Below are 21,521 nucleotides of genomic sequence, written 5' to 3'. Positions count from 1 at the left end.
GGACTTCGTGATGGTCAACGGTCCCGTCGTCCGCTGGGCGCCTTGCGCCCGGACGGGACGCTACTCGCCCTCTTCACCTGTCTTCGGGAAGAGATGAGTGACATTGGAACCAGGGGTCGGAACCCTCGCTGCCGTCTTCTTGATGCCGTTGCTGCGTTCGCCAGCAGCTTGTACGACCGAGGCAAATCCATCGCGTTGCCTGTAGTAGTCAGGTTTTTCCGGAAGACTGAGATCAAAATCGGCAAGCAGTCGCTCGATGAGGTCCATCGCCTTCGCCGCGATCACCGCATAGCCCTCCTGGCGCCGCTCGAAAAAACTGTCGAAGCCTGGGCCGGAGAGATCAAGGTTATCCAACGCGTTCCCAAGGTTCGTCACCCGGTTCGATAACCATAAAGCCTCGTGGAAGAGCTCGTCGCCGAGGAGGCTCAAGTCTTCAGCCCGTGGGAGGACAAGAACCGGATCCGCTGTGTGGAAGACGAACTCGCCTTCGTTGACTGGGTTGAATTCAGGCGTATCGTGAACGGCAGCGTATGCGGCGCCGACAAAATCGTCTAATGCCAGAGCTGTCAGCATCGCCGCGCTGCGCGCTTTGGCTTTTGGGTTCAGACCGCGTTCGGCAGCCGTCCACCGCAGCACGCTCGGTATGATCGTGCCGGCGGCGAAACAGCCAGCCCCAATCATCGCTCCGACTAGCATGATGCCTTGAGTTGTTTCGAAGAACTGCGTCAACACTTACCTCGTAGAGTTCGAGAAGCGATTTGCATCGGTCGCACGCAGGACGGAATCAGTACCGGCTGTTGCAGTGTGCCTCGCTTGAAAGCGATTAGGAATGCTCTCCCGAAAGATGAGATCTCGAGAGAGTATATTCAAGGTTTAGTCCGTATGCCCCCTTTGCGAGGGAACCACACCGATAGTTGGGACAGGTGGTTCCTGTTGCCGCATTTTGTTTTGTTGCTCGTCACCGGGGCTAAGTGCGTCGCGCACTTCATCGTCTTCCCAACCCGCCTCGATGGCGGAAGCCACAAGCGTCTCGATTTTCTCGGTTTCCGACGCATGCGAAGTCTCATCGAGGCGGCGTCTGGCGGTCTCCAGGCACTGACGGAGGTTCGAAGCGCGACTGGGGTCGTTACGGTCGTAGCTTGGTGATGCGACGTATGTCATTGGAAGCTCCCTGCTGATTGAGAGGAACACCTGAACAGAATTCCGGTTCCACACTACGCATCTGCGGTAGGCGCCGCCATTTGCAGCCGGCGCTTACGTCACGCATTGGCGCTGATCCACCTGCATCCCCTTCGCCTTAGGCGTTCATCAAGCGTCATGCTGGCGAATGGCCGGTGGCTGTGCTGCAGATGGACCATATGCTCTGGCCACGGCAGTCTGTCGGTCTCGGAACTTTCGATCTCGCAAGTCGGTTCGTACCGTTATGGAGGAACTGGCCAAGTCCAAAAGGAATGATGCCCCGGGTAAAGGGGGGCGATCCTAAAGAACCCCCGGTCAATCGCCCTCCCGTGAGGAAGTGCCACCGGAGCCTGACGATCACAAACACCCGGCTCGAGATACAAGAGAGGCACCGGTGCCCAACCCAAACGGCGAGCCTGGCGACAAACCTTAGCAACTGCCAGACCGTCGTGAACCGACTTTAGGATCGGGTTCGCTTGTTGCCTGGAACAAGGAAGATCCAAACGTCTCGCGATGACATCATCGATGTCTTTGATTCATCGAGCGCCGGCCATCCTAGCGTCGCAATCAAACTATTCCTCGGCGTCGGAACAGTTCTTATATTGCAGCTTCTGAAGTGGCGCATCCAGCCTCAGGATGAGCCCGGTCGGGGCGTAATCAAGAGAGACCTCCCCGAAAGCGGACAGGCTGGAGCTGACGAGCCGAGTGCCGAACCCCTTCTTGGTTGGAGTTTCCACCGCCGGACCTCCAACCTCCTGCCAAGTGAAGTTCAGGCTCGGGGCGCCCGCCTTGTCGCGTACCGACCACTCGATTTCAACAGTCCCTGTATCCTCCGAAAGCGCACCATACTTATTGGCGTTGGTGACGAGTTCGTGCAGCACGAGGGAGAAACAAAGGGCCGCCTGTGGACTCAACTCAACGTCGGGACCGCTTGCTTTGAAACGTCCTGACGTCTCAAGTCCGAGATTAATCGCGGTAGCCTCGACAATCGTTCCCATGGTCGCGCCCAACCAATTTTGCTGCAGCAAAATATCGTGTGCTTTCGAGTAAGCATTGATCCGCGCCGAGATCGATTGTTCCGCTTCCTCCAGAGAGCTGGCGTTTCGAAAGGATTGACTGGTGATAGCCTGAACGACGGCCAGCGTGTTTTTCATGCGGTGAGAGAGTTCGTGCATCAGGACGCGCTGTCGCTCCTCGTTTTCTCTCTGCTCGGTGCGATCTCTCAGAATCTTCACAAAGCCCTCGACTTCGCCATCATCCGACGTCAGCGCCATCATCTGACCCGACGCCCAGAACAACGATCCGTCCTTGCGAACGTGCCAGCGTTCATCGTTGCCATGGCCTTCCGCTAAAGCGGCGGTCATCTCCCGTTGGAGAATCCCCGCCTGCAGGTCTTCCTGCGTGAAAATGACGGCTGCGGGCTTGCCGATAATCTCAGCCTCGTCCCATCCGAGGATCCGTCGCGCACCCTCATTCCACGTAGTCACCAGGCCATCGAGATCCATGGAGATGATCGCATACTCGATCGCGCTCTGCAGAATGGCTTCGAGAAAGCGCTCTCGGGAGCGGCTGGAACTGGAAAAGGGTTTCATGATCATATTGTGCGCGCGAACCTTTCAAGGCCTGCAAGGCTGAAAGGCCTCATCCTGATTTTATACCGGACGCCGTCGCGTTGGCAAAGGCCGCAGCCGTGACACGTTGTCGGGCAAGTCCCGGAGGAGCGATCGCTAAAGCCACACAACCTTCTCGGAAACAAAGATACGTGAGCCACGTTATCAAGCGACGTCTTAGTGAGCGTGGAAGCATGACAGGCCATTCGAGAGAACAACTCCACGGGGATTTGCCTTCCGCATCGTCAAAAGCAGCTTCCGCCGATCGGAAGGAGTTGGCAGCGATCGCATTTGAACGCACCCGGATGCCGATGGTCGTGACCGATGGGCGAAAGCCGGATCTTCCGATCGTGCTCGCAAACAAGGCATTCCTCGAACTGACAGGTTATGCGGCGCCTGAAGTGCTGGGGCGCAACTGTCGTTTCCTGCAGGGTCCCGCGACGTCTCCGATTGCCGTCGCCGAAATTCGTGCGGCTATCGCCGGCGAGCGTGAGGTCAGCGTCGAGATCCTCAATTATAAGAAGAGCGGTGAGCAATTCTGGAACCGCTTGCATCTAAGTCCCGTCCATGGGGATGACGGAAGGATCCTGTATTTCTTTGGCTCTCAAATCGACATGACGGAGTACCGGCGGATCGAGGCACTGGAGGCCTCCGAGCATCGCCTGCTGATGGAAGTCGACCACCGATCCAACAACGTCCTGGCGATCGTCGACAGCATCGTCCGCCTGAGCAACGCCGATGACCCGGCCCTTTATGCCGCCGCTATTCAGCATCGGGTGCAGGCGCTCGCCCGTGCCCATACCTTGCTTGCTGAACGAAGATGGACAAGCATTTCTGTAGAGGAGCTTATTCGTCAACAGGTGACGCCGTTCGCGGCCACCCGCGCTTTTTTTGCCGGGCCGGATATCAGAATGGATGGGCCGGTCGTCCAGCCCCTTGCGCTCGTGTTCCATGAACTCGCTGTCAACGCAGCCCAGCACGGTGCGCTCGCCGCTGCGCGAGGCAGACTTTCAATCAGTTGGAAGCCCAAACCGTCCGGAGCAGGCTTTAATATCCGGTGGCAGGAGGTGGGCTCGCGCCCTCTGCCTACATTCGCCAAACGAGGTTTTGGCACGGTGATTGTCGGCGCAATGGTCGAAAGGCAGCTTAAAGGGCGAATTGAGAAAACTTGGTCGGAGGATGGGCTGCTTATAGACATTGAGATCCCATCGGCAGGCTCGACCTATGACGGCACCTTGGCACCGGAACACTGATGTCAAGAACCTGCCATCGAGATCGAACGCTTAGCGTCCGCCAACGATGGGCTCCGAACGATGCGGTACCGTGCCTCGACAAGATTATAGAGTCCGAAAGCCGCCAATCCAACGGCGACGGCGACATACAGAAACGATCCTAGCGGAAGCTGCCGCAGCCATTCCAGGGCGTCGCCCATGCTACCGGCTTGCCCAGGATCTACCCTGAAACCTGCATAGGCGAAAAGTACTCCGGTAGCCGCAAACACCACGCCGCGGGCGACAAGGCCATAGACGCATACCAACGTCACGATACCCTTGTGATCAGGTATCTGAAGGTGGCGCTCGAACCTCCTGGTGATGCCCTTCACGGCCGTCACGACGCCGCCGATGATGAAGCCGGCGCCGACCGCGATCGCAAAGTAGGATCCAAAGGGCTGCGACATGATCCATCCTGCCAGATCCTTCTCACCAGAAGCTTCGCTACCTCCTCCCAGGAAAAGTGCGTTCCCTAGCGCATATGCGGCAAGCCCGAGATAGGTGATGGCGCTGCCAAAGAGCGCGGATCGGATCGCCAATGCCTTTCCGTTCCTACCATGGCCGTCGCTGTCTGCCAGGGACTGCGCTAACCTCCAGGCAACAAATCCTAGAAGGCCGAGCCCGATCAATCCGACCCATACGCGACCGAGCGGCTGCCCAAGGAGTGCTGAAAGCGCGGATTTCGTTTCGGGCCGGCCACCGGCCACGCCGGAGAAGAGAGCAAGCCCGGCCACAAGGAGAAAGACAACGCCGCGCGCCGCATAGCCGCCTTTGGCGAGCACATCAAATCGATTTCCCTTGGTCATCAGAGCTCCCGTCGGTTTCAGCGCGCCATATTCAACGCGCCAACTCGCTGAAAGTTTGCTGGAGACCGGCAACGATGCACCCACAGAACGGCGGGGCCATATCCTAGTGACGGAACGCTACAGGTGGGCGACGACCATTTGAATGCGACAATACCGAAGCGTTGCCATCATGTGGCAACCTCGCTGCCAATACAGCGAGATTGGCAGCAGGGTCTGACAATCGCATGCCACTGCTGCCAAACAACGCGCATCACCCCAAACACATCTCTCTTTTAGCTATTGATCGTGATGCGCTTAGCAGTCGATTGTTCCGACCCCGAGCGCGGCAGAGTGATAGTCAAAACGCCATTCCTGAAGGAGGCCGAAATTTTGTCTTCCTCTACCTCGCTGTTTAAGGAAAGACGGCGTTCGAAGCGGCCATAGAACCGCTCGGAGAACTGCCGGTCTTTGTCGTCGCTTTCGGCAAGCTTTTCACCCCGGATGGTCAAGACGCCGTTGTCGAGCAAGACTTCAACGTCTTTCTCGTCCATGCCGGGAATATCAGCGGTGACGCGGATTTCCTTCTCGGTTTCCGAGACTTCGATCTTCGGCCAGGAGCTTTCAAACATGAAGCCAGAACCGCTGGCCGGGAACCGATGCTCGAAGCCACGGAAGACATCATCAAACAGCCTGTTCATCTCGCGATGAAGCGCCAAGAACGGATTATGATCTCTGCCTGCATAGTCGGTCGGAACCGGACTCTTGCCGCGGCCCCGCGAAATCAGATCACGAACACTCATCTGTACCTCCATGTCTGGCCGCGCCGGCAAGTCCGGCGCCGGCCGTCATCTGGTTCGATTATGCAACCTGCTTTCCGCCTTCGATCTGAAGCGGTGCAGTCTGCTTTTCAACCTGCTGGGCTTCGCTGGCGCCGATGGGAATGCGCCGCGGCTTCATCTCTTCGGGGATCTCCAATTTCAACTCGACCGACAGAAGACCGTTTTTCAGGCTTGCCCCAGACACCTTGACATGGTCGGCGAGCTCGAAGCGCCGCTCGAACGACCGGCCCGCGATGCCGTGATGCAGATATTGCGCGTCCTCCTTATCGGTTTTCTCACCAGCAATAATGAGCACGTTTCGCTCATGCGTGATCGAAAGATCCTCCTCGCCGAAACCCGCGACAGCAATGACGATGCGGTAGTCGTCGTCGCCCGCCTTGACAATATTGTAAGGCGGCCAAGTGTCGACAGCTTGAACCCGCTGCGCATTGTTGAGGAGGTTGAAAACGCGGTCAAAGCCGATGCTGGACCGGTAAAGAGGGGCGAAGTCGAATTCGTTTCTCATAGCCATATCCTCCGTAAAGCAACATGGAATGAAGACGCATTGGAAACTTGCGTCTCCACCAATTCAGCCCCGTTAGTGGCGGCTGACGAAACTGATTTGGTTGCGGAGTTTTCAGGGTTCAAGAGCACCCCAGACAAAAATTGGCACTCTGGACACTAGAGTGCTAAAATTGGATGCACCATTGATGACCTACCGTTTTCTGAACGGCATTTTCTGAGGCCGATTGTTGAAAAGGCGCTCTCATAGTCACGCCAACAGGCGCGCCGTCCTTGAGCGTGTGACGGCCTTAGACGTTTGGCGCAGGGCGCAATGGTGAACGGCCCGTTGATCACCAAGGGGATTTGTCTGACGGGCCTTGAACGATCGGCTACCCCCCACAATATCATTTTCATCAGGACCATTGGTGGCATGAAAGGAGGAAAAGATGCCGCTGAACGATGTTCTATGGACCGAGCCGGTGAGAATCCGGCTGCAGTGCGGTTTGGAGCGCATCTTCGCAGGCGCATACGACGCCTTGGATTTTCTCGAGAACGAATGGCCGCTGCGTCATGGTGAGCGCCATCAACGCGCAGTGAAAACGTGTCGTGGCCTCCTCAACGGCAGCATTCCCAGCATCGTCGCGCGCGAGGCCTTCGTGGCGGCCTGCCTCGAAGCGGGCATGCCATCCGTTCTGGCCCCGTGGAAGAGAAAGCCGACCACGCATCCGGCTCGGCCAGCGCGTCTCGTTGCCAATTAACGGAGAATCGATGACCTCGCCTCCGATGAGGCGAGGTCTAGCATAAGCGCCGCTTTTCCCGTTATTTGGCTGGACGAACGCCGTGATGGAACTTCCGAGTGCCAGCCGGCATTTCGCTGTCGGGACTGCTTTCGGGAACGACCATGGCCAGCGATAAACTGTCGACTTATCGATCGAAGCGCGACTTTCAAAAAACGGCCGAACCGAGCGGCGAAAAGCGCCTCGCGCGCAGCAACCGTCGTCGTTTCGTCATCCAGAAGCACGACGCGACCCGACTGCATTACGATTTGCGCCTCGAACTCGACGGCGTCTTCAAGTCTTGGGCTGTCACCAAAGGCCCGTCCCTCGATCCGCACGACAAGCGGCTGGCCGTCGAAGTGGAAGATCACCCGCTGGACTACGGTGATTTCGAAGGCACCATTCCGAAAGGCCAGTATGGCGGCGGCACTGTCATGCTCTGGGATCGCGGTTATTGGGAGCCGGAAGGAAAGAAGAGCCCGGAGCAGGCGCTGGCGAAAGGCGATTTCAAATTCACGCTGGAAGGCAAACGCCTGCATGGCAGCTTCGTGCTGGTGCGCATGCGCAACGACCGCGACCGTGGCAGCCGGACAAACTGGCTGCTGATCAAGCACCACGACGAATTCTCGGTCGAGGAAAACGGCGCGGCCACACTTGAGGAAAACCAGACATCAGTTGCCTCTGGCCGTACCATGGAAATGATTGCCGCCGGCAAGGGACGAAAGCCCAAGCCCTTCATGGTCGAGGGCGGCGACGTTCAAGCCGATGCCGTCTGGGACAGCAATCACGGACTGGCTGCCGAAGAGCGAAAAGAAGACACTGGAGCTGGTCGGAAGTCGAAAACGGCCACAAAGGTTGATCTACCGGATTTCATTGCGCCACAACTCTGCCAGACCCTGGAGCGTCCGCCCGCCGGCACCGGCTGGATTCACGAGATCAAGTTCGACGGCTACCGTATCCAGATGCGCGTGCTGGACGGGGAGGCGACGCTGAAGACCAGGAAAGGGCTCGACTGGACGACAAAATATCCCGAGATCGCCGAGGCGGCATCGACACTGCCCGATGCGATCATCGACGGCGAGATCTGCGCCCTCGACGATAATGGCGTTCCTGATTTCGCGGCCCTGCAGGCGGCCCTTTCGGAAGGCAAGACCGGCGAACTCGTCTATTTCGCATTCGACCTTCTCTATGAGGGCGGCGAGGACGTGCGATCTCTGCCGCTCGTCGAGCGCAAGGCGCGGCTTCAAAGCCTTCTGTCCGACGCCGGCAGCGATCTGCGCATCCGTTTCGTCGAGCATTTCGAAACGGGCGGTGATGCAGTTCTCCGGTCTGCCTGCAAGCTCTCACTGGAAGGCATCGTCTCGAAAGAGGCCGATGCACCCTATCAATCCGGGCGCACCGAAAGCTGGACGAAGTCGAAATGCCGCGCCGGCCACGAGGTGGTGATCGGCGCCTATGCCAAGACCAACGGGAAATTCCGATCCCTGCTGGTCGGCGTCTATCACGGCGACCACCTCGTCTATGTCGGCCGCGTCGGCACGGGATATGGCGTAAAGAAAGTGGAAACGCTGCTTCCGAAGTTGAAATCGCTCGAGACGGCGAAATCGCCCTTCACCGGCATCGGCGCGCCGAAGAAGGAGGCCGAGGTCACGTGGCTGAAGCCCGAGCTCGTGGCGGAAATCGAATTCGCAGGCTGGACGGCCGACGGTATTGTCCGGCAGGCGGCCTTCAAAGGGCTGCGCACGGACAAGCCGGCCAAGGAGGTCAAGGCCGAACGGCCGGCGAAACCCGCGCAGACAGACGTGCCGCAGCCGGTGGCGGAGACGAAGGCCATGCCGGTCCGGCGAAAGGGCGCCAAGGCTGAGGTCATGGGCGTGACGATTTCCAACCCGGACAAGCCGCTATGGCCGGATGCCAATGATGGCAAACCCGTCACCAAGGAGGAACTGGCCCGCTACTACGAAATGGTCGGTTCCTGGCTGATCGAGCACATCAAGGGACGGCCATGTTCCATCATCCGGACGCCCGACGGCATCGATGGCGAGCAGTTTTTCCAGCGCCATGCGATGCCCGGCACCTCCAACCTGCTTGAACTGGTGAAGGTCTTCGGCGACAAAAAGCCTTATTTGCAGATCGACCGCGTCGAAGGCCTTGCTGCCGTCGCGCAGATCGGTGGCGTCGAGCTGCATCCCTGGAATTGTGAACCGCATCAGCCTGAGGTGCCGGGCCGACTCGTCTTCGACCTTGATCCAGGTCCGGACGTGCCATTCTCCGCGGTCGTTTCGGCAGCTCGGGAAATGCGGGACCGTCTCGACGAGTTGGGCCTGGTCAGTTTTTGCAAGACGACTGGCGGCAAGGGTCTGCACGTTGTCACTCCGCTTGCGGTCAACAAGCGCAAGCCGCTTTCGTGGGCGCAAGCGAAGGCTTTTGCCCACGATGTGTGCCAGCAGATGGCACGAGACAATCCCGAGCTCTATCTGATCAAGATGACGAAGAGCCTGAGGGATGGCCGGATCTTCCTCGATTATCTGCGCAATGACCGGATGGCGACGGCAGTGGCACCTTTGTCGCCCCGTGCCCGGCCGGGTGCCACCGTCTCGATGCCGTTGACATGGACACAGGTCAAATCGGATCTCGACCCGAAGCGCTTCACCATCCGCACCGTCCCGACCATCCTCTCGAAATCATCGGCCTGGGACGATTATTGCGATGGCCGGCGGCCACTGGAACAAGCGATCAAGCATCTCGGCAAGGGGCGAGTTGCCGTATGATCTCGCCGCTCTTCGAAAAGGCCTGACCGGCAAAATCAGGCGGCGATTGCGGCGAAGATGCTAACATATAATAGCCCTTGTGCCCGACAGCGGCAGCATCGGCAGACGCTACTCGGCCTGCACACTCTGGTCCTTCGGCAGCAAAATCGTCATCGCCGCCGCGACGGCGGCCGCAACTGCAACGGCGAGATAGATGCCGCTGAAACTCTGGGTCGATGTCTTGATCACGGCGCCAAAGAAGTTCCCTGTGGTGCCGCCGATGCCTTGGAACACGGTGCAGATGCCTAAGACAGTCACCGCGACGCGGGGCGTGGCGCGATGTGAGACGTAGGCCGGCAGCAGGCCATAGATCGGATAAAAACCCAGCGAAAAGAAGATGCCTGACAGGAGCGAGAGTTCCATGGAGGGATCGAGGACGACGAGGGCGCCGGCGGCGAGGAAGCTTGAGTAACAAGCGAGCATGGCATGGCGCGCTCCGAGGCGCGACGATATTGTGCCAATGGCGAAGCCTGCGCTGATCCCCACCGCCCCGATCGTTGCCCAGAGCCATGAGGCAAAGCCGACGGAATAGCCGAGTTCCTCGCGCAGGAACGGCGAGAGATAGGTGAGATAGGGATATGGCATCAGGCCGTTGATGAAGCCGAGAGCGAAGATCAGCGCCACCCATGGCATGATGGAGCGCAGGCTTGCTGAACTGCCGGCAGTAGGCGCGCGCGTTTCGTGACTTGTCCCGCTGTCGAAGAGGCCGGCCCGCCCGAAGAGAATGTGGGTGACAATGGCCAGTGTGATCGTGGCCGCGCCCGTGAGGTACCAGACCATCTGCCAGTGGCCGCTTCCGGCATATGCGGCCACGAGTGCGCTGTTGATGAGGACGCCAAAGGCCGGCGCGCTGGAGATCAGGCTCATGGCAAAGCCGCGCTGTTCAGATCCCACCACCCGCGAGGCGAGATTAATCATCGGCACGAAGGTCGATGCGCCCGTTGCGCCGGCGACCATCAGCAGCCCGGCAACAACATAGAGATTGTCGATGATGGGGATGCCCGACAGGCAAAGCCCGCAGAGCGACACGGACGCCACCACCGTCCGCGCTGCACCGATGCGATGGACGAGCCAGGTGCCGAGCACGGCAAATGCCACCGTGGAAAACTGGACTAGGCCGGTGACAGTGCCGACGAACGCATAGTCGAAGGCAAGATCTTTCCGCATGTCGGGGATGATCTGGGGAAACAGGCTGAGGCCAAAGCCGTAACACGTGCCGACGCAGGCGATCATGACGGCGACGAGAACGTTACTCGGGATTCGCACGCTAGTCATGATGATCGGCCTTTGTTGGCAACCGCGTTCCCCCGCTCGACACGATGATCATCTAGCATGGGCAGCCGGTGGACTGTCGGGCCTGCGACGCCTGTTGCCGATATTGCTGCGCTTCGGGTGCCCGGCATCGAGCGCGCCAATAGTCTTGGGCGCGCCCGGGCATGGTCGTGACCGCGTCTGGTGCAAGGCGGCCATCCAGCCTGGCTTGCAAATCGCAGAGGCTAATGTTCGAGCGGCCATCAAGGCAGTCGCAACATGCTTCGGCAGGCCCTCCCATCTGGCCGCGACGAGACCTCCCGCCTAGCAGAACCCGTTCAACTTGAGAATCTTATGGGCGTCGATTGCCGCCCGGAGTTCATCTTCGGAGTTTCGATCTCCTCGGTTAGCATCTGGATGGTGCATCTTCAGCATCTGCTTGTAGCGTCGTCTAATCTCCTCAGACGTCGCGTCCTGCGAAAGGCCGAGCGTTTCGAAGGCTTTTGCTTCCAATACCTTGAGCTTACGTCGCTGAAGATCAGCTTTCGTTGTTTGATGTTGAGCAGCAATCTTGCGAGCGTTAAGGGTTTTCGCCGTACCGGAGCGAACGGTGGAAGGAAGCGGCATCTCGGTCGCCTGATCAACGCGGGTCCCCCACGTCTTACGGCTGCCGTTTGCTGCTTCCCTCTGATAGCGGGCCGTCACTGGATCAGACAGATTGCTCGCGAAATTATATCCCTTATTGTATTCCCTCGCATGTTGCGCGCAGAACACCAGGTATAATCCCTCCGCATCTCGCCCGACGGGCGCACGATTGGTGCCGCCGCTTTCGCAACCGTCCCACTGGCATTTCGACTGGTAAGGCTCGCGGAGCGGAGCCGATTTTTTGCTCGTTGGCCTCAGGCCGACGAAAATCTTCGAATCAAACGTCATCGCGCGTTATATGGCGGTCTTCATCGAGCCGGCAAGCAAACCATCCACGAGATTTCAGAAAGATGACGATGGAGGCGCGCCGATAGTCGGGACAGGTGGTTCCTGCTCCGGCTCTTTACTCCTTGCCCGTCACCGGCGCTCAGTTGCCTCGCGCACTCCATCCTCGTCCCAACCCCCTCAATGTCTGAAGCGCGATGAGCGTCTCGATTTTCGCCTTTTCCAATAGCTGCGAAGTCTCATTGAGGTGGCGCCTAGCAGCTCGAGACATGACGAGGTTCGGAGCGCGATCCACATCTTCACGGTGGTAGCTGGGCGATGCCCACACAGGTCATTTGGCAGCACCTTGCTAATCAAGAGCTTGAGATCGATGCCTTGGCTGCCCCTTGATCTGGGCTCGCCGATAGAGCGGGTCGGCGTGCCTGGACACTAGGACATGTGCGATGGTCGTCTCCGTTGGCAATCCAGCCTGGATCAATCGTGCTGGAGCCTGAGCCTGAACAATACCATCGATCCAGACACGGCAGGCGTATAGGAGCGACGGGTGACGATCACGCGGAACTGCGCCGGGATGACATCCAGCCGCTCGGACGGACATCAAACGTATACACGTCAAGGGAGCACCGAGCACGCCGCTACGGCGTGCTCGCCTATGCTTTTCGCTGAACCAATCGAGCCGCCGAAACCGGCAGCTCGATCCGTCACCCGTTGACCCTCCGAACGCTCGCAACGCTGACGTCGCCGGCAGCCCGGCGCGTAGCAAGCACCTTGACCGAAAAGAGCGCGTAGATGATCAACGGAAGGCAGACGAGATAGGATGTCCTGATGCCCGCATGTTCGGCAATGAAACCGAGCAGCGGCGGCGCCAGGAAGAAGACGACGAAGGTCATCTGGCCAAGGGCGGCGACGTTGAGATGGGCCGCGCGATCAGTGCGCTGGGCCGCCGCCGAGACGGCTAGAGGATAGACCGCGCTGCAGCCTGCGCCCATCAGGGCAAAGCCCGTCAGCGCGACATAGGCATGCGGCGCGCCCCAGACGGCGCAGATGCCGATCGCCGAAAGAACAAGCAGCATCGTGGCGACGGCCCGCGCGCCAAACCGATCGACCAGTGGATCGACGAACAGGCGCGCCAGCGCCATGCAAAAGGTAAAGAGTGTCAATCCCAGTCCGCCGATGAAGGGCTCGGCTGAAAACACGTCGCGCATGTAGATCGCCGACCAGTCGATCCCGGCACCTTCGACGAGAAAGGCCGCGATGCCGATTACGCAGAGCGGCATGAGGCCCCAGGTGGGAAGCGCTACCAGCGGCACCTTGCCTTCGTTCAACGCGATCCGCGCCGGCGCATTGCGCATGCCGGAAATCGCCCACATGCCGAGCACAAGCACCGCGGCAAAGGTCATGGCGAGATGGAGTTGCATCGAAATACCGGCTTGGCGGACGACTGAGGAGATAAGCGCCGTCACGAAGAAGCCGAGGCTCCAGAAGCCATGCGCCCTGTTCATCACGCCGCGTCCCAGCTGCGCTTCAATGCGGTCGATCTCGACGTTGAGATTGATCTCCAGCGCCCCGGCGAGCAGCCCCTCGACGAAGAGCACACAGAACACGACCGGCGCCGCACCGATCCACGGCACCAGCGACAGCAACGCAGACGTGCCGAGAACGGTAATGAATGCCGTCGTCCGCGCGCCGAGCCGGGCGATCAAGGGCGAAGACAATGTCAACGAAATCAAGGCGCCGATCGCAGCCCCTATCAACGTCAACCCAAGCTCTGACTTGTCGACGCCAAGCGCAACCTGCAAATCCGGCATCCTCGACAGCAGTGCCCCAAGTGATACGGCGAAGAGAAAGAAGCAGACATAGATCCGCTGTTGCGGCGCGATTTTCATGATGCAACTCCGGGTATCGACGCTCGAAGCCGAACGCGCGCTTTTGGATTTGTGATGTCTATCTCACAGGGCCAAAGATCGAAACTTGTTTCTCACGGAACGCCTCGGAGAAGGTGATTAGAGACCGGCGCGATTTGCCTAGCCGCGGTGAGGTCCGCGTGCCGTTGTGATCGGTCTCCGCTCCAATTTTGCGGTGAGGACGTCCAGATCTACCGCCTGAGGGCTTCGCCGGCGGCTGAGAGGCTTGTTCTGCGCGAGTACGTCTCCGACGCAAACGGCCCTCGCGGCCACAGGGTTGAAAGTGATTGATCCCTGGTCCCGATAGCGACTGTGTGTTCGCGTTGGTTCAAGGGGAGGAACATCGACGCTAAGTGCGTTGCTTACTTCGTAAGGTCATAGGGCCGCCCCGTAGGAGCGCAATTTGTTGGTGATCATACGCTTTGGCAGCATGCCCTGCTTCTTCAGGCGTCGCGCCAGCAGGCGCTTGGCCGCCTTGGTGTTGCGGCGGACTGCACGATCTCATCGAGCACATATCCATCCTGATCAAACGCTCTCCACAGCATTTCTGGCCATTGACGCGCACCACGACTTCATCGAGATACCAGACATCGTCTTCAGTCGACGCCTTATGGCGTGTGCGGCGCCCATAATGGCCGTTCTTTCGGCACCATCGGCGAATGGTCTCATGCGAAACGACGATCCCGCAATCGAGCATCATTTCCTCGACATCGCGCAGGCTCAGATTGAAGCGGAAGTAGAGCCAAACAGCGCGGGCCACGATTCCGATCGGCCCCTCGCCTGAGGGCGGGATGACCGACCTTGATCTTGAATGACTGGTAGCCGACCGGCCGCCGCGGGCGAAAACAGTGCGCAGAATGCCTCGTCGCTAAGATGAAAGTCCAGACCACTGGCACAGGCGCGGACCCCGGTCACGGCGGCTTCCTAGCAGCTAATGCCGACTGCCTCGCGCGATGACATCGCCGATATCGCCCGGTCATTGGCGCGGCCGGCCAGCAAGCGATCTGCGCTGCGGTTCATCGGCGATATGAGCGACGTGATGCCGACTCGCTGATCTGCCACTTCCGCCTCCGTCAAAACCTCCTACTAAGATTGCAGTCATCGCGTCCTGCCCCGGCTCTGGTCCTGCCAGGCTCGCGCCGCCGGCAACGGCTTTGCCGTCCTCCACTGCGTTGCGGCCCTGCGGGTGCAGGCAGCACTTGCCGCCCGGCTTTCGGACCGCCGTAGCAGGTCGCGATGGCCGCGACCTCGAAACGGAGGTTCAGACATGAGCAGGCAACCATCCAATCAACGATCCGATATCTACAGCCGCATCACCACCAAGATCATCGCCGATCTCGAACAGGGTGTGCGGCCATGGACCAGGCCCTGGACGACGGGACAGGCGGCAAGTGAGGTCAGCCGGCCACTGCGCCACAATGGCCAACCCTATACCGGGATCAATGTCCTGCTCCTCTGGTCCGAAACCATCGCCCGCGGCTTTGCCTCATCACGCTGGATGACGTTTCGCCAGGCAATCGAACTCGGCGGCGCCGTCCGCAAGGGCGAAACCGGCACGACCGTAGTCTTTGCCAGTTCGTTCATCCGCACCGAGACGACCGAGACAGGCACGGAGATCGAACACGATATTCCATTTCTCAAGACCTACACCGTGTTCAACGCCGATCAGATCGCCGGTCTTCCTGGCCGCTTTCATGAGATCGCACCTGTCCACGATCCGATGAGCCGGATCGGCGATGCCGGCCGCTTCTTTGCCAATACCGGCGCACTCATCCGGCATGGCGGATCGGCTGCCTATTATGCTGCCATTCGTGATTACATCCAGATGCCATGCTTGGATGCCTTCAGGGACGATGCCGCCTATGTCGCCGTCCTCAGTCACGAGATGACGCACTGGACCGGGGCACCGCGACGGCTTGATCGTGATCTCAGCCGCTACGCAAAAGACAGGAGCGAACGCGCCCGCGAAGAACTGATTGCCGAACTCGGCAGCTCGTTTCTCTGCGCCGATCTTGGCATCGTCCCCGAGCTCGAACCACGCCCCGACCACGCAAGCTATCTCGATGGCTGGCTTAAGGTTCTTGGCAACGACAAGCGCGCCATCTTTTCCGCGGCAGCGCATGCGCAGCGGGCCGTCGACTACCTGCATTCCTTGCAGCCGGAGTTCGACGAGGAGGCGGCGGCGTGAGCCGTCTCTTCCTCAACCATGCAGACGGGGACCACTGTAGCGCCGAAAGCCTCGCGAGCGCGGTGCGGGGCCCTCTGCCTAGGGCACTAGACCGTCGATCCTCCGTGCCGTCGGTGTGGAGCATATGCCTGATGATCAAATCCCCTCGTCAGCATAGGCAAAACAAGACTTTTCGCTTCAGGGGAGCCTCGGCATTTCCCCCTCCGTGACGTGCCAGATCCAGGGTGTGATTTCCGGTATTGTGTCGATCATCTCAGCCAGCGCATTCTCGAAATCTTCGCTGGCGCCGGGAGGCACGATGAACATTGCAACGGGAGCCGGGCGTTGTTCCGGCAGGGTTACAGAAACGACCGGTTGCTCGCGGGAGAGATTGAAACGCAAGCCTTTCACGCTCTTTCGCTTCAGCCTTGAAAGCCGTTCCAGGAGATGTTGCTCATGGACGCTCTCGAACGGAATCCAGTTCTCGTTGACCACCATCATGGCGATCTCCTCGATGGATGCGATCCCGGTGTCTGATATCCCGAAGGTCGCAATCATGATAAGATGGAAGTCTTCGCTCGATCGCCAGAGCTCGAGATCCGTCTCGTATCTGGCACCCAACCGCTTCCACGTACCTTCCTCGATTATGAAGGGGAAGGGGAGGTGGCGGACGACGATTTTCCGGCTAACGCGGGCTGCGGCGAACTCCTTGACCTCCGCCACGGTCACCATCAGCTTCCGGGGCCCCGGGCGGGAGGCGTAGGCACCAGCAAGCGCAGCCGCCCGCCGCGCCGCTATTCCCTCGCGGTCCTCCTGATGAAACACTTCAGGCACGAACAGGATGTCACTTAACGGGTCCCCTTGCGCGGTCATCTGCAAGGCGGCGTTGAGAAGACTTGCCCGCACCCGGCTCCAGCCGCGCTTGCCGGTCCACGACGCGCGCCATTCCGTAAGTTCCCCTGCCTCCCAGAGATAATGCAGGACGGCGCGCAACGAGAGCTTCTTCGTCTCGTTGCGGAGCGCGGCTTCAGACGCGTGCGTTGAGAGCGCTGGCGTGTTTCGAACATTTTTCTTTGTCAGAGGAAAATCGAGCCTCAGGGCGGCTTTCCCATTTGCGTCGATATGGATCGCGCTGCCGATCAAGGATCCAAGGCCCGATAGCTCGTAGGGCGGCTCATAGGAAGGGCAGGTGGGGTGATGACGATGCCCCGAAAGCGGCATGCGCTTGATGACATGGAGACCGTCGACGCGCGCGATGTACATAGGGAGCGGCGGGTCTTTGCATTGGCAAAGTGGCCGGACGTTGTGCGTGTAAGCCTGTTCGAGGCGAGCCCGAAGCTCCGGAGCGTCTTCATCGAACGCCTGTTCGCCGATCAGAAACTTTCGCACATCGCCCTCAATCACTTTTTGCTGAGCCGAGCCGGGTGCGAAAATGTAGCACGGACTCCAGTTTCATACTACCTTAAAACAGTCAGTAAATTGGAGATGAGGCTGCGGGCCTTGAAGCGCAAGGGTGGCTCGCCGAAGGGCCTGAGCGCGTCGCCGCCTGCTGGGCCGAAGCACGCCAAGGCCGCTCCTTTTCGTCGTAGTGACGAGATGCTCTCGGTCACGCCGACCGGCGTTATCATCTTTCCCGGCTCCGGCATCACAGGCAATCGCGCCGACAAGGACCGCCGGCTCGGAATCCCGGTCTGGCAAGCCGCGGAGGATGGCGCGCGAGCGCTTTCCTTCGTGCGGGGGAAAGCCGGATGGTAATGAGATCGCGTCGCAGGTTGCGGCGACGCAATCGGGCTCGTTCATATCGTGGGTGGATGCAATCGTGTATCGAGAGCAAAAGCATCCTGGAACTTCAGCGCATAGGCGCCCGCCGCGCCGCCTGCCAGAAAAATCAGGTTCCAGCTATGCGGCGAGACCGCGCTCGGGATCGCGACGAAACGATGCTGTCGAAGCAGATCGTTTCCGAAGGCTTGTTGTCCCGCGCCGGGAATGCCCGGGCGCAGCCAGTTGGGATTGGGCACGCTTCCCGGATCGACAACATGGACATCGCCGGCATCGGCAATGACAGCTGCCGTCATCACATGTGCCACGGTGTCGAGCGCCCGGAACCCCTTGTGGACCGCAACTTCAAGGATCGCCGTCGCGGGATCGAGCGAGCAGTACACCGCGTGAATCCCCTTGCTGTTCCAGCGGCCGCCAACCCGATAGGCGCCTTCCCCGCTATCCCATGTCGGCGCATGGACAACCTGATCGAGCCGCCACGCGACCAGTTCGGTCCCGCCGAGCGCGATTGGCAAAAGAGTCATGCATAGACGCCGTATTCCAGGCGGTCGAGATGATCCTCGACAAGCTCGACGCCGGCGGGCGTCCCGAGAAGATCGATCGGGCGGCGCTGATCAAGCGCGACCGCGGGACGCTCCAGCCATTGTTCGGCTTCTGCCTGCGATCCGAAGATATCCGTTGCCTTTGCGAGGATCTCAGCAAACTTCCAAGCGCGGCCGCTCTGTTCCTGGCTGAGCGGCTTGGAAGGCGTGTCCTTCCGCCGCTGCCAGGTGCGCAAGCTCATGCCCACCGCCTTTTCGAGGGACTCATTCTTGGCGATGACAACGAGATTGCCGACAAGGTAATCCAGCGCCGAGGCAGGCAGACCATGCAGAAGCAACTCATGCGCGTCGAGCGCATTGGTCAGGCGACGCGACAGAATGCGCGAGCCGCCGAGCAGTGCTTCAATTTTTTGCAGTTCACCGCCTGCTCCGGAGGAAGGTGCTTTTGCGGCGATGGCCATGATCTATCTCCTGCGTCATCTGTCGTTCCTTACATGTCATGTGTCGCCATCAATTTCAAGGGCCGAGGGGCGCATCCGGCGTTTTCGCCGGACCGGGCTCTATTGCGCCGGGCGAGCCGGCTTCACGAAGCCTGCGGTGCAGTGTTCGCGCCTGAAGGCGTGACGATCCTTTGCGCGGGCGGCTACCGCGCTGCTCTAAGACGCGAACGCGCGGATATGCATCGCGCGATCAGATCAGATTCCCGATGGCATCGCAGCCTCGGTCCGGCCTATAGCCCTTCCGACGTTTCCGGCGCGCAAGTTCGAGAAAATGCGCGATGGCTTCCCGTTCGGTCTCGAACACGTCGGTCCTCTCGCCGCCACGTCTGCCGATCCGTCCCAGCTGCGCTCGACCGCGGTTTCGCCGAACAAGGTAGGCTGGATCGCGAGCATGTAATAGCGCGCCATGTCGCGGCTGGCATCAATGCGCTGGCAGTAGAGGTGGAACGACATTCGGCTCATGCCGGGGATCATTCCCGTGGGGACCGATCCTGTCCAACGAGAGTTTTGAATCCTTTGCAGCCGATGGATTCCGTTTTGTGATGTGTTGGCGCGTTTAGGACGGCGCAGAACGCTCGACGAAGCCGGCCCTAGTCGCTCGGTGTGGCCGGGCGCTGACGGTTGGATCTCCCGATGGAATACTGTCGGATGCGTCAACCGGGACCGGGGCAAGTCGACGAAGGATCACGTGTTCGACCCCTCGAGCTAACAACTCCACCCGGCATGCCCTGCGGCCAGCAGGAAGCGCTGCGGTTCCAGCCCGCGCCGATCTCACCGACTGGCAACGTACCATTGGGCAGTTGGCGCGCGCCTCTCGCTTGCGGTGATTAGGAGCGGGATGAGAGCTTTACGTAGAATGGCGGCGAGGAACTCTAAGAGCTCCTAGCCCTCTTGTAGAGCCGCGACCCGGGCTGACGTGATGGTTTGTCCCGCCCTTCGGTTGCGTGAGACCATTCCCGTTCTCCATGTCGCCTTTCTAAGGGATCGGCCGCCATCACCGTCAACCCGCAAGGGGTTCCCCTGCGCTGGCGCTCCGGTGACGCCTGCGGCTCGGCCCCTTCTTCGGGCGCCATCGGGAATGGTCCCGAGCAACCGAAGGAGACAATACCATGGCCACCACGATAGCAACCCTGACGCAGAAGAGTGACGGCAGCCTTGAAGGCATCTTCGCCACCATCCGGGTCAACGCCCCGATCGCCATCGTCCCGAACGCCCGCAAGGCGAACGATGAAGCACCCGACTACCGCATCATCCACCGTAAGACCGGCTTCGAGATCGGCGCGGGCTGGAACCGCATCGCTCGCCTGACCGGCGAGGAATACCTCTCGGTCAAACTGGAGGCCCCGGAGATCGGCGTAATCTTCGGCAATCTCGCACAAGCCCCCGGCGGCGAGCCGAACCGCAAGGTTATCCTCTGGAACAACCCGAACTGAACGACCAGCAGCCGGCCTCGAGCGATCGGGGCCGGCTTTCGCAGTGGCGGCTCCTGAGGCGGTCGGCTTTGCCCACCGCCTGTATTCGGTGCCAAACGAAACGTGGATTGTCTGCTCAGTTCGCCAAGTCTGCCATGAGGACCGTGCCGCCTCAAGGTCGCGCGGCCCCTCCAATTTTGCCTCCGCAGCGTTGCACGGCGCTCCTACAAAATCGGCACCTCCGCGCGCCGGCTCCGCCGGTCGCTGATCCGAACCTTGACCCGACCCGATCCTCACGACCGCCGGCGTCATCTTTCACGTCAACAAGGAGATGACGATGACGAACGAAAACGCCTTCAACATCGAATGCACCATCGAGGAACTGCGCCTTGAAGCCAGGGAAGCGCCGACCGCTGAGGAGCGTCGCCGCATCGAGGCGGAGCTGGAAGCCGCGCGCGCCGATCTTGCAAAACAGACCGGAGAGGAGTTGCCGTAAGGCGGCTCTTTCTCACTGTACACCGAGGCAGCCAGCCCGGATCGACCGGCCCGTCCGCCTGTGAGGGTTCCCCTCGAGATCCCCGCCGGCTGACGCCAGAAACGGTCGCAACCCCTTTGGGGTCGCGGGTCTCTTCTCTCTCTGACGTCCAATTTTACTCCAGCAAATCCGGCGTCAAGGACGGCACGGTCTCCCCCCTTTGCAAGGGAGTGGCCGATCTTCGTCATCAAGAAGGAGATCACATTATGATAACCGATCAGAACCTCATGCCCTACGCCAAGCTTGCCGGTTTTGGGCTTGTCGTCGTCGCAAACCGCTTCGGCTACAACAGCGGTTTCTCTCAAGAACTTCATGATCGCCTGATTGAAGGGCTCGACGCTGCAATCGCTCGGATCCTGATGGTGATGGCATTGGAACGAAGGTTTCTCACCGGAGAGGATGAATTCGCCGAATATCAGATGCAGGGCGAGAACGAGATTTTCGGGCGTTTCACCATCAATTTGCTGGACGAGCTAGAAATTGATTTCGACACACATGAGTACCGCATCAACGGCGGCGACTGGATCAACGTTTTAACGGCGGATGAGGGTGGAGTCGAGATCCGGCTTCCGACGTTGGTTAGGTTGACCGACGAAGAATTCGGTCGATTATTTAGGACATCACCCTGGGAACTGGCATCCCCGTTCATGCGGTGCGCACTGCTGGACGCCGCAATTCCCTCCTAGGCAAGGCCGCAACTCGTCAACAGCAAATTTGCAACATTGTTGTAAATGCTGTATGTTGCAAC

The 21,521-nt window shown here is 59.8% G+C and carries 19 protein-coding genes and 6 pseudogenes; 9 read left to right on the top strand and 16 right to left on the bottom strand.

Annotated elements, in window-relative coordinates:
* Positions 1-60 precede the first annotated feature (60 nt).
* The 3 genes from U5G49_RS30425 to U5G49_RS30415 form a co-directional block, all read right to left on the bottom strand.
* Positions 61-729 carry a hypothetical protein gene (locus U5G49_RS30425; RefSeq protein ID WP_130729939.1) on the bottom strand — a complete coding sequence of 223 codons (669 nt, stop codon included), beginning with the start codon at positions 727-729 and terminating at the stop codon, positions 61-63.
* A gap of 144 nt (positions 730-873) precedes the next feature.
* The gene (locus U5G49_RS30420) at positions 874-1,161 is read right to left on the bottom strand and encodes a hypothetical protein (RefSeq protein ID WP_284200448.1); all 288 of its coding nucleotides are present in this window, start codon (positions 1,159-1,161) and stop codon (positions 874-876) included.
* A gap of 590 nt (positions 1,162-1,751) precedes the next feature.
* Complete coding sequence (locus tag U5G49_RS30415) at positions 1,752-2,777, bottom strand: sensor histidine kinase (protein WP_130729827.1); 1,026 nt, start codon at positions 2,775-2,777, stop codon at positions 1,752-1,754.
* 206 nt (positions 2,778-2,983) lie between these two features.
* Here U5G49_RS30415 and lov point away from each other — a divergent pair, with 206 nt between their 5' ends.
* Positions 2,984-4,042, top strand: a complete 1,059-nt coding sequence (gene lov / locus U5G49_RS30410) for a blue-light-activated histidine kinase (protein WP_113544149.1) — start codon at positions 2,984-2,986, stop codon at positions 4,040-4,042.
* 2 nt (positions 4,043-4,044) lie between these two features.
* On the opposite strand, the gene U5G49_RS30405 is transcribed toward lov, so the two are convergent.
* The 3 genes from U5G49_RS30405 to U5G49_RS30395 form a co-directional block, all read right to left on the bottom strand.
* Positions 4,045-4,866 (bottom strand): DUF1206 domain-containing protein, encoded by an 822-nt coding sequence (locus U5G49_RS30405; protein WP_113544152.1) that lies wholly within the window; start codon positions 4,864-4,866, stop codon positions 4,045-4,047.
* A 272-nt stretch (positions 4,867-5,138) separates the two neighbouring features.
* The gene (locus tag U5G49_RS30400) at positions 5,139-5,645 is read right to left on the bottom strand and encodes an Hsp20/alpha crystallin family protein (RefSeq protein ID WP_113544150.1); all 507 of its coding nucleotides are present in this window, start codon (positions 5,643-5,645) and stop codon (positions 5,139-5,141) included.
* Positions 5,646-5,703: 58 nt separating this feature from the next.
* Complete coding sequence (locus tag U5G49_RS30395; protein ID WP_018446989.1) at positions 5,704-6,189, bottom strand: Hsp20 family protein; 486 nt, start codon at positions 6,187-6,189, stop codon at positions 5,704-5,706.
* 424 nt (positions 6,190-6,613) lie between these two features.
* On the opposite strand from U5G49_RS30395, the gene U5G49_RS30390 reads away from it, so the two are divergent.
* Positions 6,614-6,925, top strand: coding sequence for a DUF982 domain-containing protein (locus tag U5G49_RS30390; protein WP_193443579.1), 312 nt, complete (start codon positions 6,614-6,616; stop codon positions 6,923-6,925).
* A 143-nt stretch (positions 6,926-7,068) separates the two neighbouring features.
* The gene (ligD, locus tag U5G49_RS30385; protein ID WP_193443581.1) at positions 7,069-9,714 is read left to right on the top strand and encodes a DNA ligase D; all 2,646 of its coding nucleotides are present in this window, start codon (positions 7,069-7,071) and stop codon (positions 9,712-9,714) included.
* A 108-nt stretch (positions 9,715-9,822) separates the two neighbouring features.
* On the opposite strand, the gene U5G49_RS30380 is transcribed toward ligD, so the two are convergent.
* The 4 genes and pseudogenes from U5G49_RS30380 to U5G49_RS30365 all read right to left on the bottom strand — a co-directional run bounded on the left by U5G49_RS30380 (position 9,823) and on the right by U5G49_RS30365 (position 13,820).
* Positions 9,823-11,028: an MFS transporter gene (locus U5G49_RS30380; protein WP_193443583.1), complete on the bottom strand. Its 1,206-nt coding sequence runs from the start codon at positions 11,026-11,028 to the stop codon at positions 9,823-9,825.
* Between the two features lie 300 nt (positions 11,029-11,328).
* Positions 11,329-11,937: a J domain-containing protein gene (locus tag U5G49_RS30375; protein WP_018245189.1), complete on the bottom strand. Its 609-nt coding sequence runs from the start codon at positions 11,935-11,937 to the stop codon at positions 11,329-11,331.
* Positions 11,938-12,322: 385 nt separating this feature from the next.
* A pseudogene (locus tag U5G49_RS30370) lies at positions 12,323-12,525 on the bottom strand (IS66 family transposase zinc-finger binding domain-containing protein); the annotation flags it as partial.
* 110 nt (positions 12,526-12,635) lie between these two features.
* A complete protein-coding gene (locus tag U5G49_RS30365) occupies positions 12,636-13,820 on the bottom strand; it encodes an MFS transporter (protein ID WP_193443585.1) in 1,185 nt (394 codons plus the stop codon).
* Positions 13,821-13,986: 166 nt separating this feature from the next.
* Between U5G49_RS30365 and U5G49_RS37335 the strand changes: the two are divergent.
* Positions 13,987-14,096, top strand: a pseudogene (locus U5G49_RS37335) (DUF4105 domain-containing protein); the annotation flags it as partial.
* 123 nt (positions 14,097-14,219) lie between these two features.
* Here the strand turns inward: U5G49_RS37335 and U5G49_RS30360 are convergent.
* Positions 14,220-14,631, bottom strand: a pseudogene (locus tag U5G49_RS30360) (IS6 family transposase); the annotation flags it as partial.
* 131 nt (positions 14,632-14,762) lie between these two features.
* Entirely contained in the window at positions 14,763-14,900 is a 138-nt protein-coding gene (locus U5G49_RS30355) for a hypothetical protein (protein WP_193443590.1), read from the bottom strand.
* A gap of 205 nt (positions 14,901-15,105) precedes the next feature.
* Between U5G49_RS30355 and U5G49_RS30350 the strand changes: the two genes are divergently transcribed.
* Positions 15,106-16,026, top strand: a complete 921-nt coding sequence (locus tag U5G49_RS30350; protein ID WP_193446657.1) for an ArdC family protein — start codon at positions 15,106-15,108, stop codon at positions 16,024-16,026.
* A 177-nt stretch (positions 16,027-16,203) separates the two neighbouring features.
* Here U5G49_RS30350 and U5G49_RS30345 read toward each other — a convergent pair whose 3' ends face one another.
* Positions 16,204-17,394, bottom strand: coding sequence for a DUF1173 domain-containing protein (locus tag U5G49_RS30345; protein WP_193446663.1), 1,191 nt, complete (start codon positions 17,392-17,394; stop codon positions 16,204-16,206).
* Between the two features lie 123 nt (positions 17,395-17,517).
* On the opposite strand from U5G49_RS30345, the pseudogene U5G49_RS30340 reads away from it, so the two are divergent.
* Positions 17,518-17,760 (top strand): annotated as a pseudogene (locus U5G49_RS30340) (hypothetical protein); the annotation flags it as partial.
* A 41-nt stretch (positions 17,761-17,801) separates the two neighbouring features.
* Here the strand turns inward: U5G49_RS30340 and U5G49_RS30335 are convergent.
* From U5G49_RS30335 to U5G49_RS30325, 3 genes and pseudogenes are all read right to left on the bottom strand, one after another.
* Complete coding sequence (locus U5G49_RS30335) at positions 17,802-18,308, bottom strand: RES family NAD+ phosphorylase (protein ID WP_131599312.1); 507 nt, start codon at positions 18,306-18,308, stop codon at positions 17,802-17,804.
* On the bottom strand, positions 18,305-18,787 hold the full coding sequence (gene parS / locus U5G49_RS30330; RefSeq protein ID WP_018245181.1) for a type II RES/Xre toxin-antitoxin system antitoxin: 483 nt from the start codon (positions 18,785-18,787) through the stop codon (positions 18,305-18,307). Before parS ends, U5G49_RS30335 begins: the two co-directional genes overlap by 4 nt.
* 229 nt (positions 18,788-19,016) lie before the next feature.
* Positions 19,017-19,300, bottom strand: a pseudogene (locus U5G49_RS30325) (WGR domain-containing protein).
* 635 nt (positions 19,301-19,935) lie between these two features.
* Between U5G49_RS30325 and U5G49_RS30320 the strand changes: the two are divergent.
* From U5G49_RS30320 to U5G49_RS30310, 3 genes and pseudogenes are all read left to right on the top strand, one after another.
* Positions 19,936-20,259 carry a DUF736 domain-containing protein gene (locus U5G49_RS30320; RefSeq protein ID WP_193446658.1) on the top strand — a complete coding sequence of 108 codons (324 nt, stop codon included), beginning with the start codon at positions 19,936-19,938 and terminating at the stop codon, positions 20,257-20,259.
* Positions 20,260-20,575: 316 nt separating this feature from the next.
* Entirely contained in the window at positions 20,576-20,734 is a 159-nt protein-coding gene (locus U5G49_RS30315; protein ID WP_193446659.1) for a hypothetical protein, read from the top strand.
* 245 nt (positions 20,735-20,979) lie between these two features.
* Positions 20,980-21,431 (top strand): annotated as a pseudogene (locus U5G49_RS30310) (hypothetical protein); the annotation flags it as partial.
* Positions 21,432-21,521: the final 90 nt, after the last annotated feature.

Origin of the sequence: Rhizobium indigoferae (genome assembly GCF_034554815.1) — a bacterium.
In the GTDB taxonomy this organism is placed as follows: domain Bacteria; phylum Pseudomonadota; class Alphaproteobacteria; order Rhizobiales; family Rhizobiaceae; genus Rhizobium; species Rhizobium leguminosarum.
This window is presented reverse-complemented; position numbering and strand designations above follow the sequence as displayed.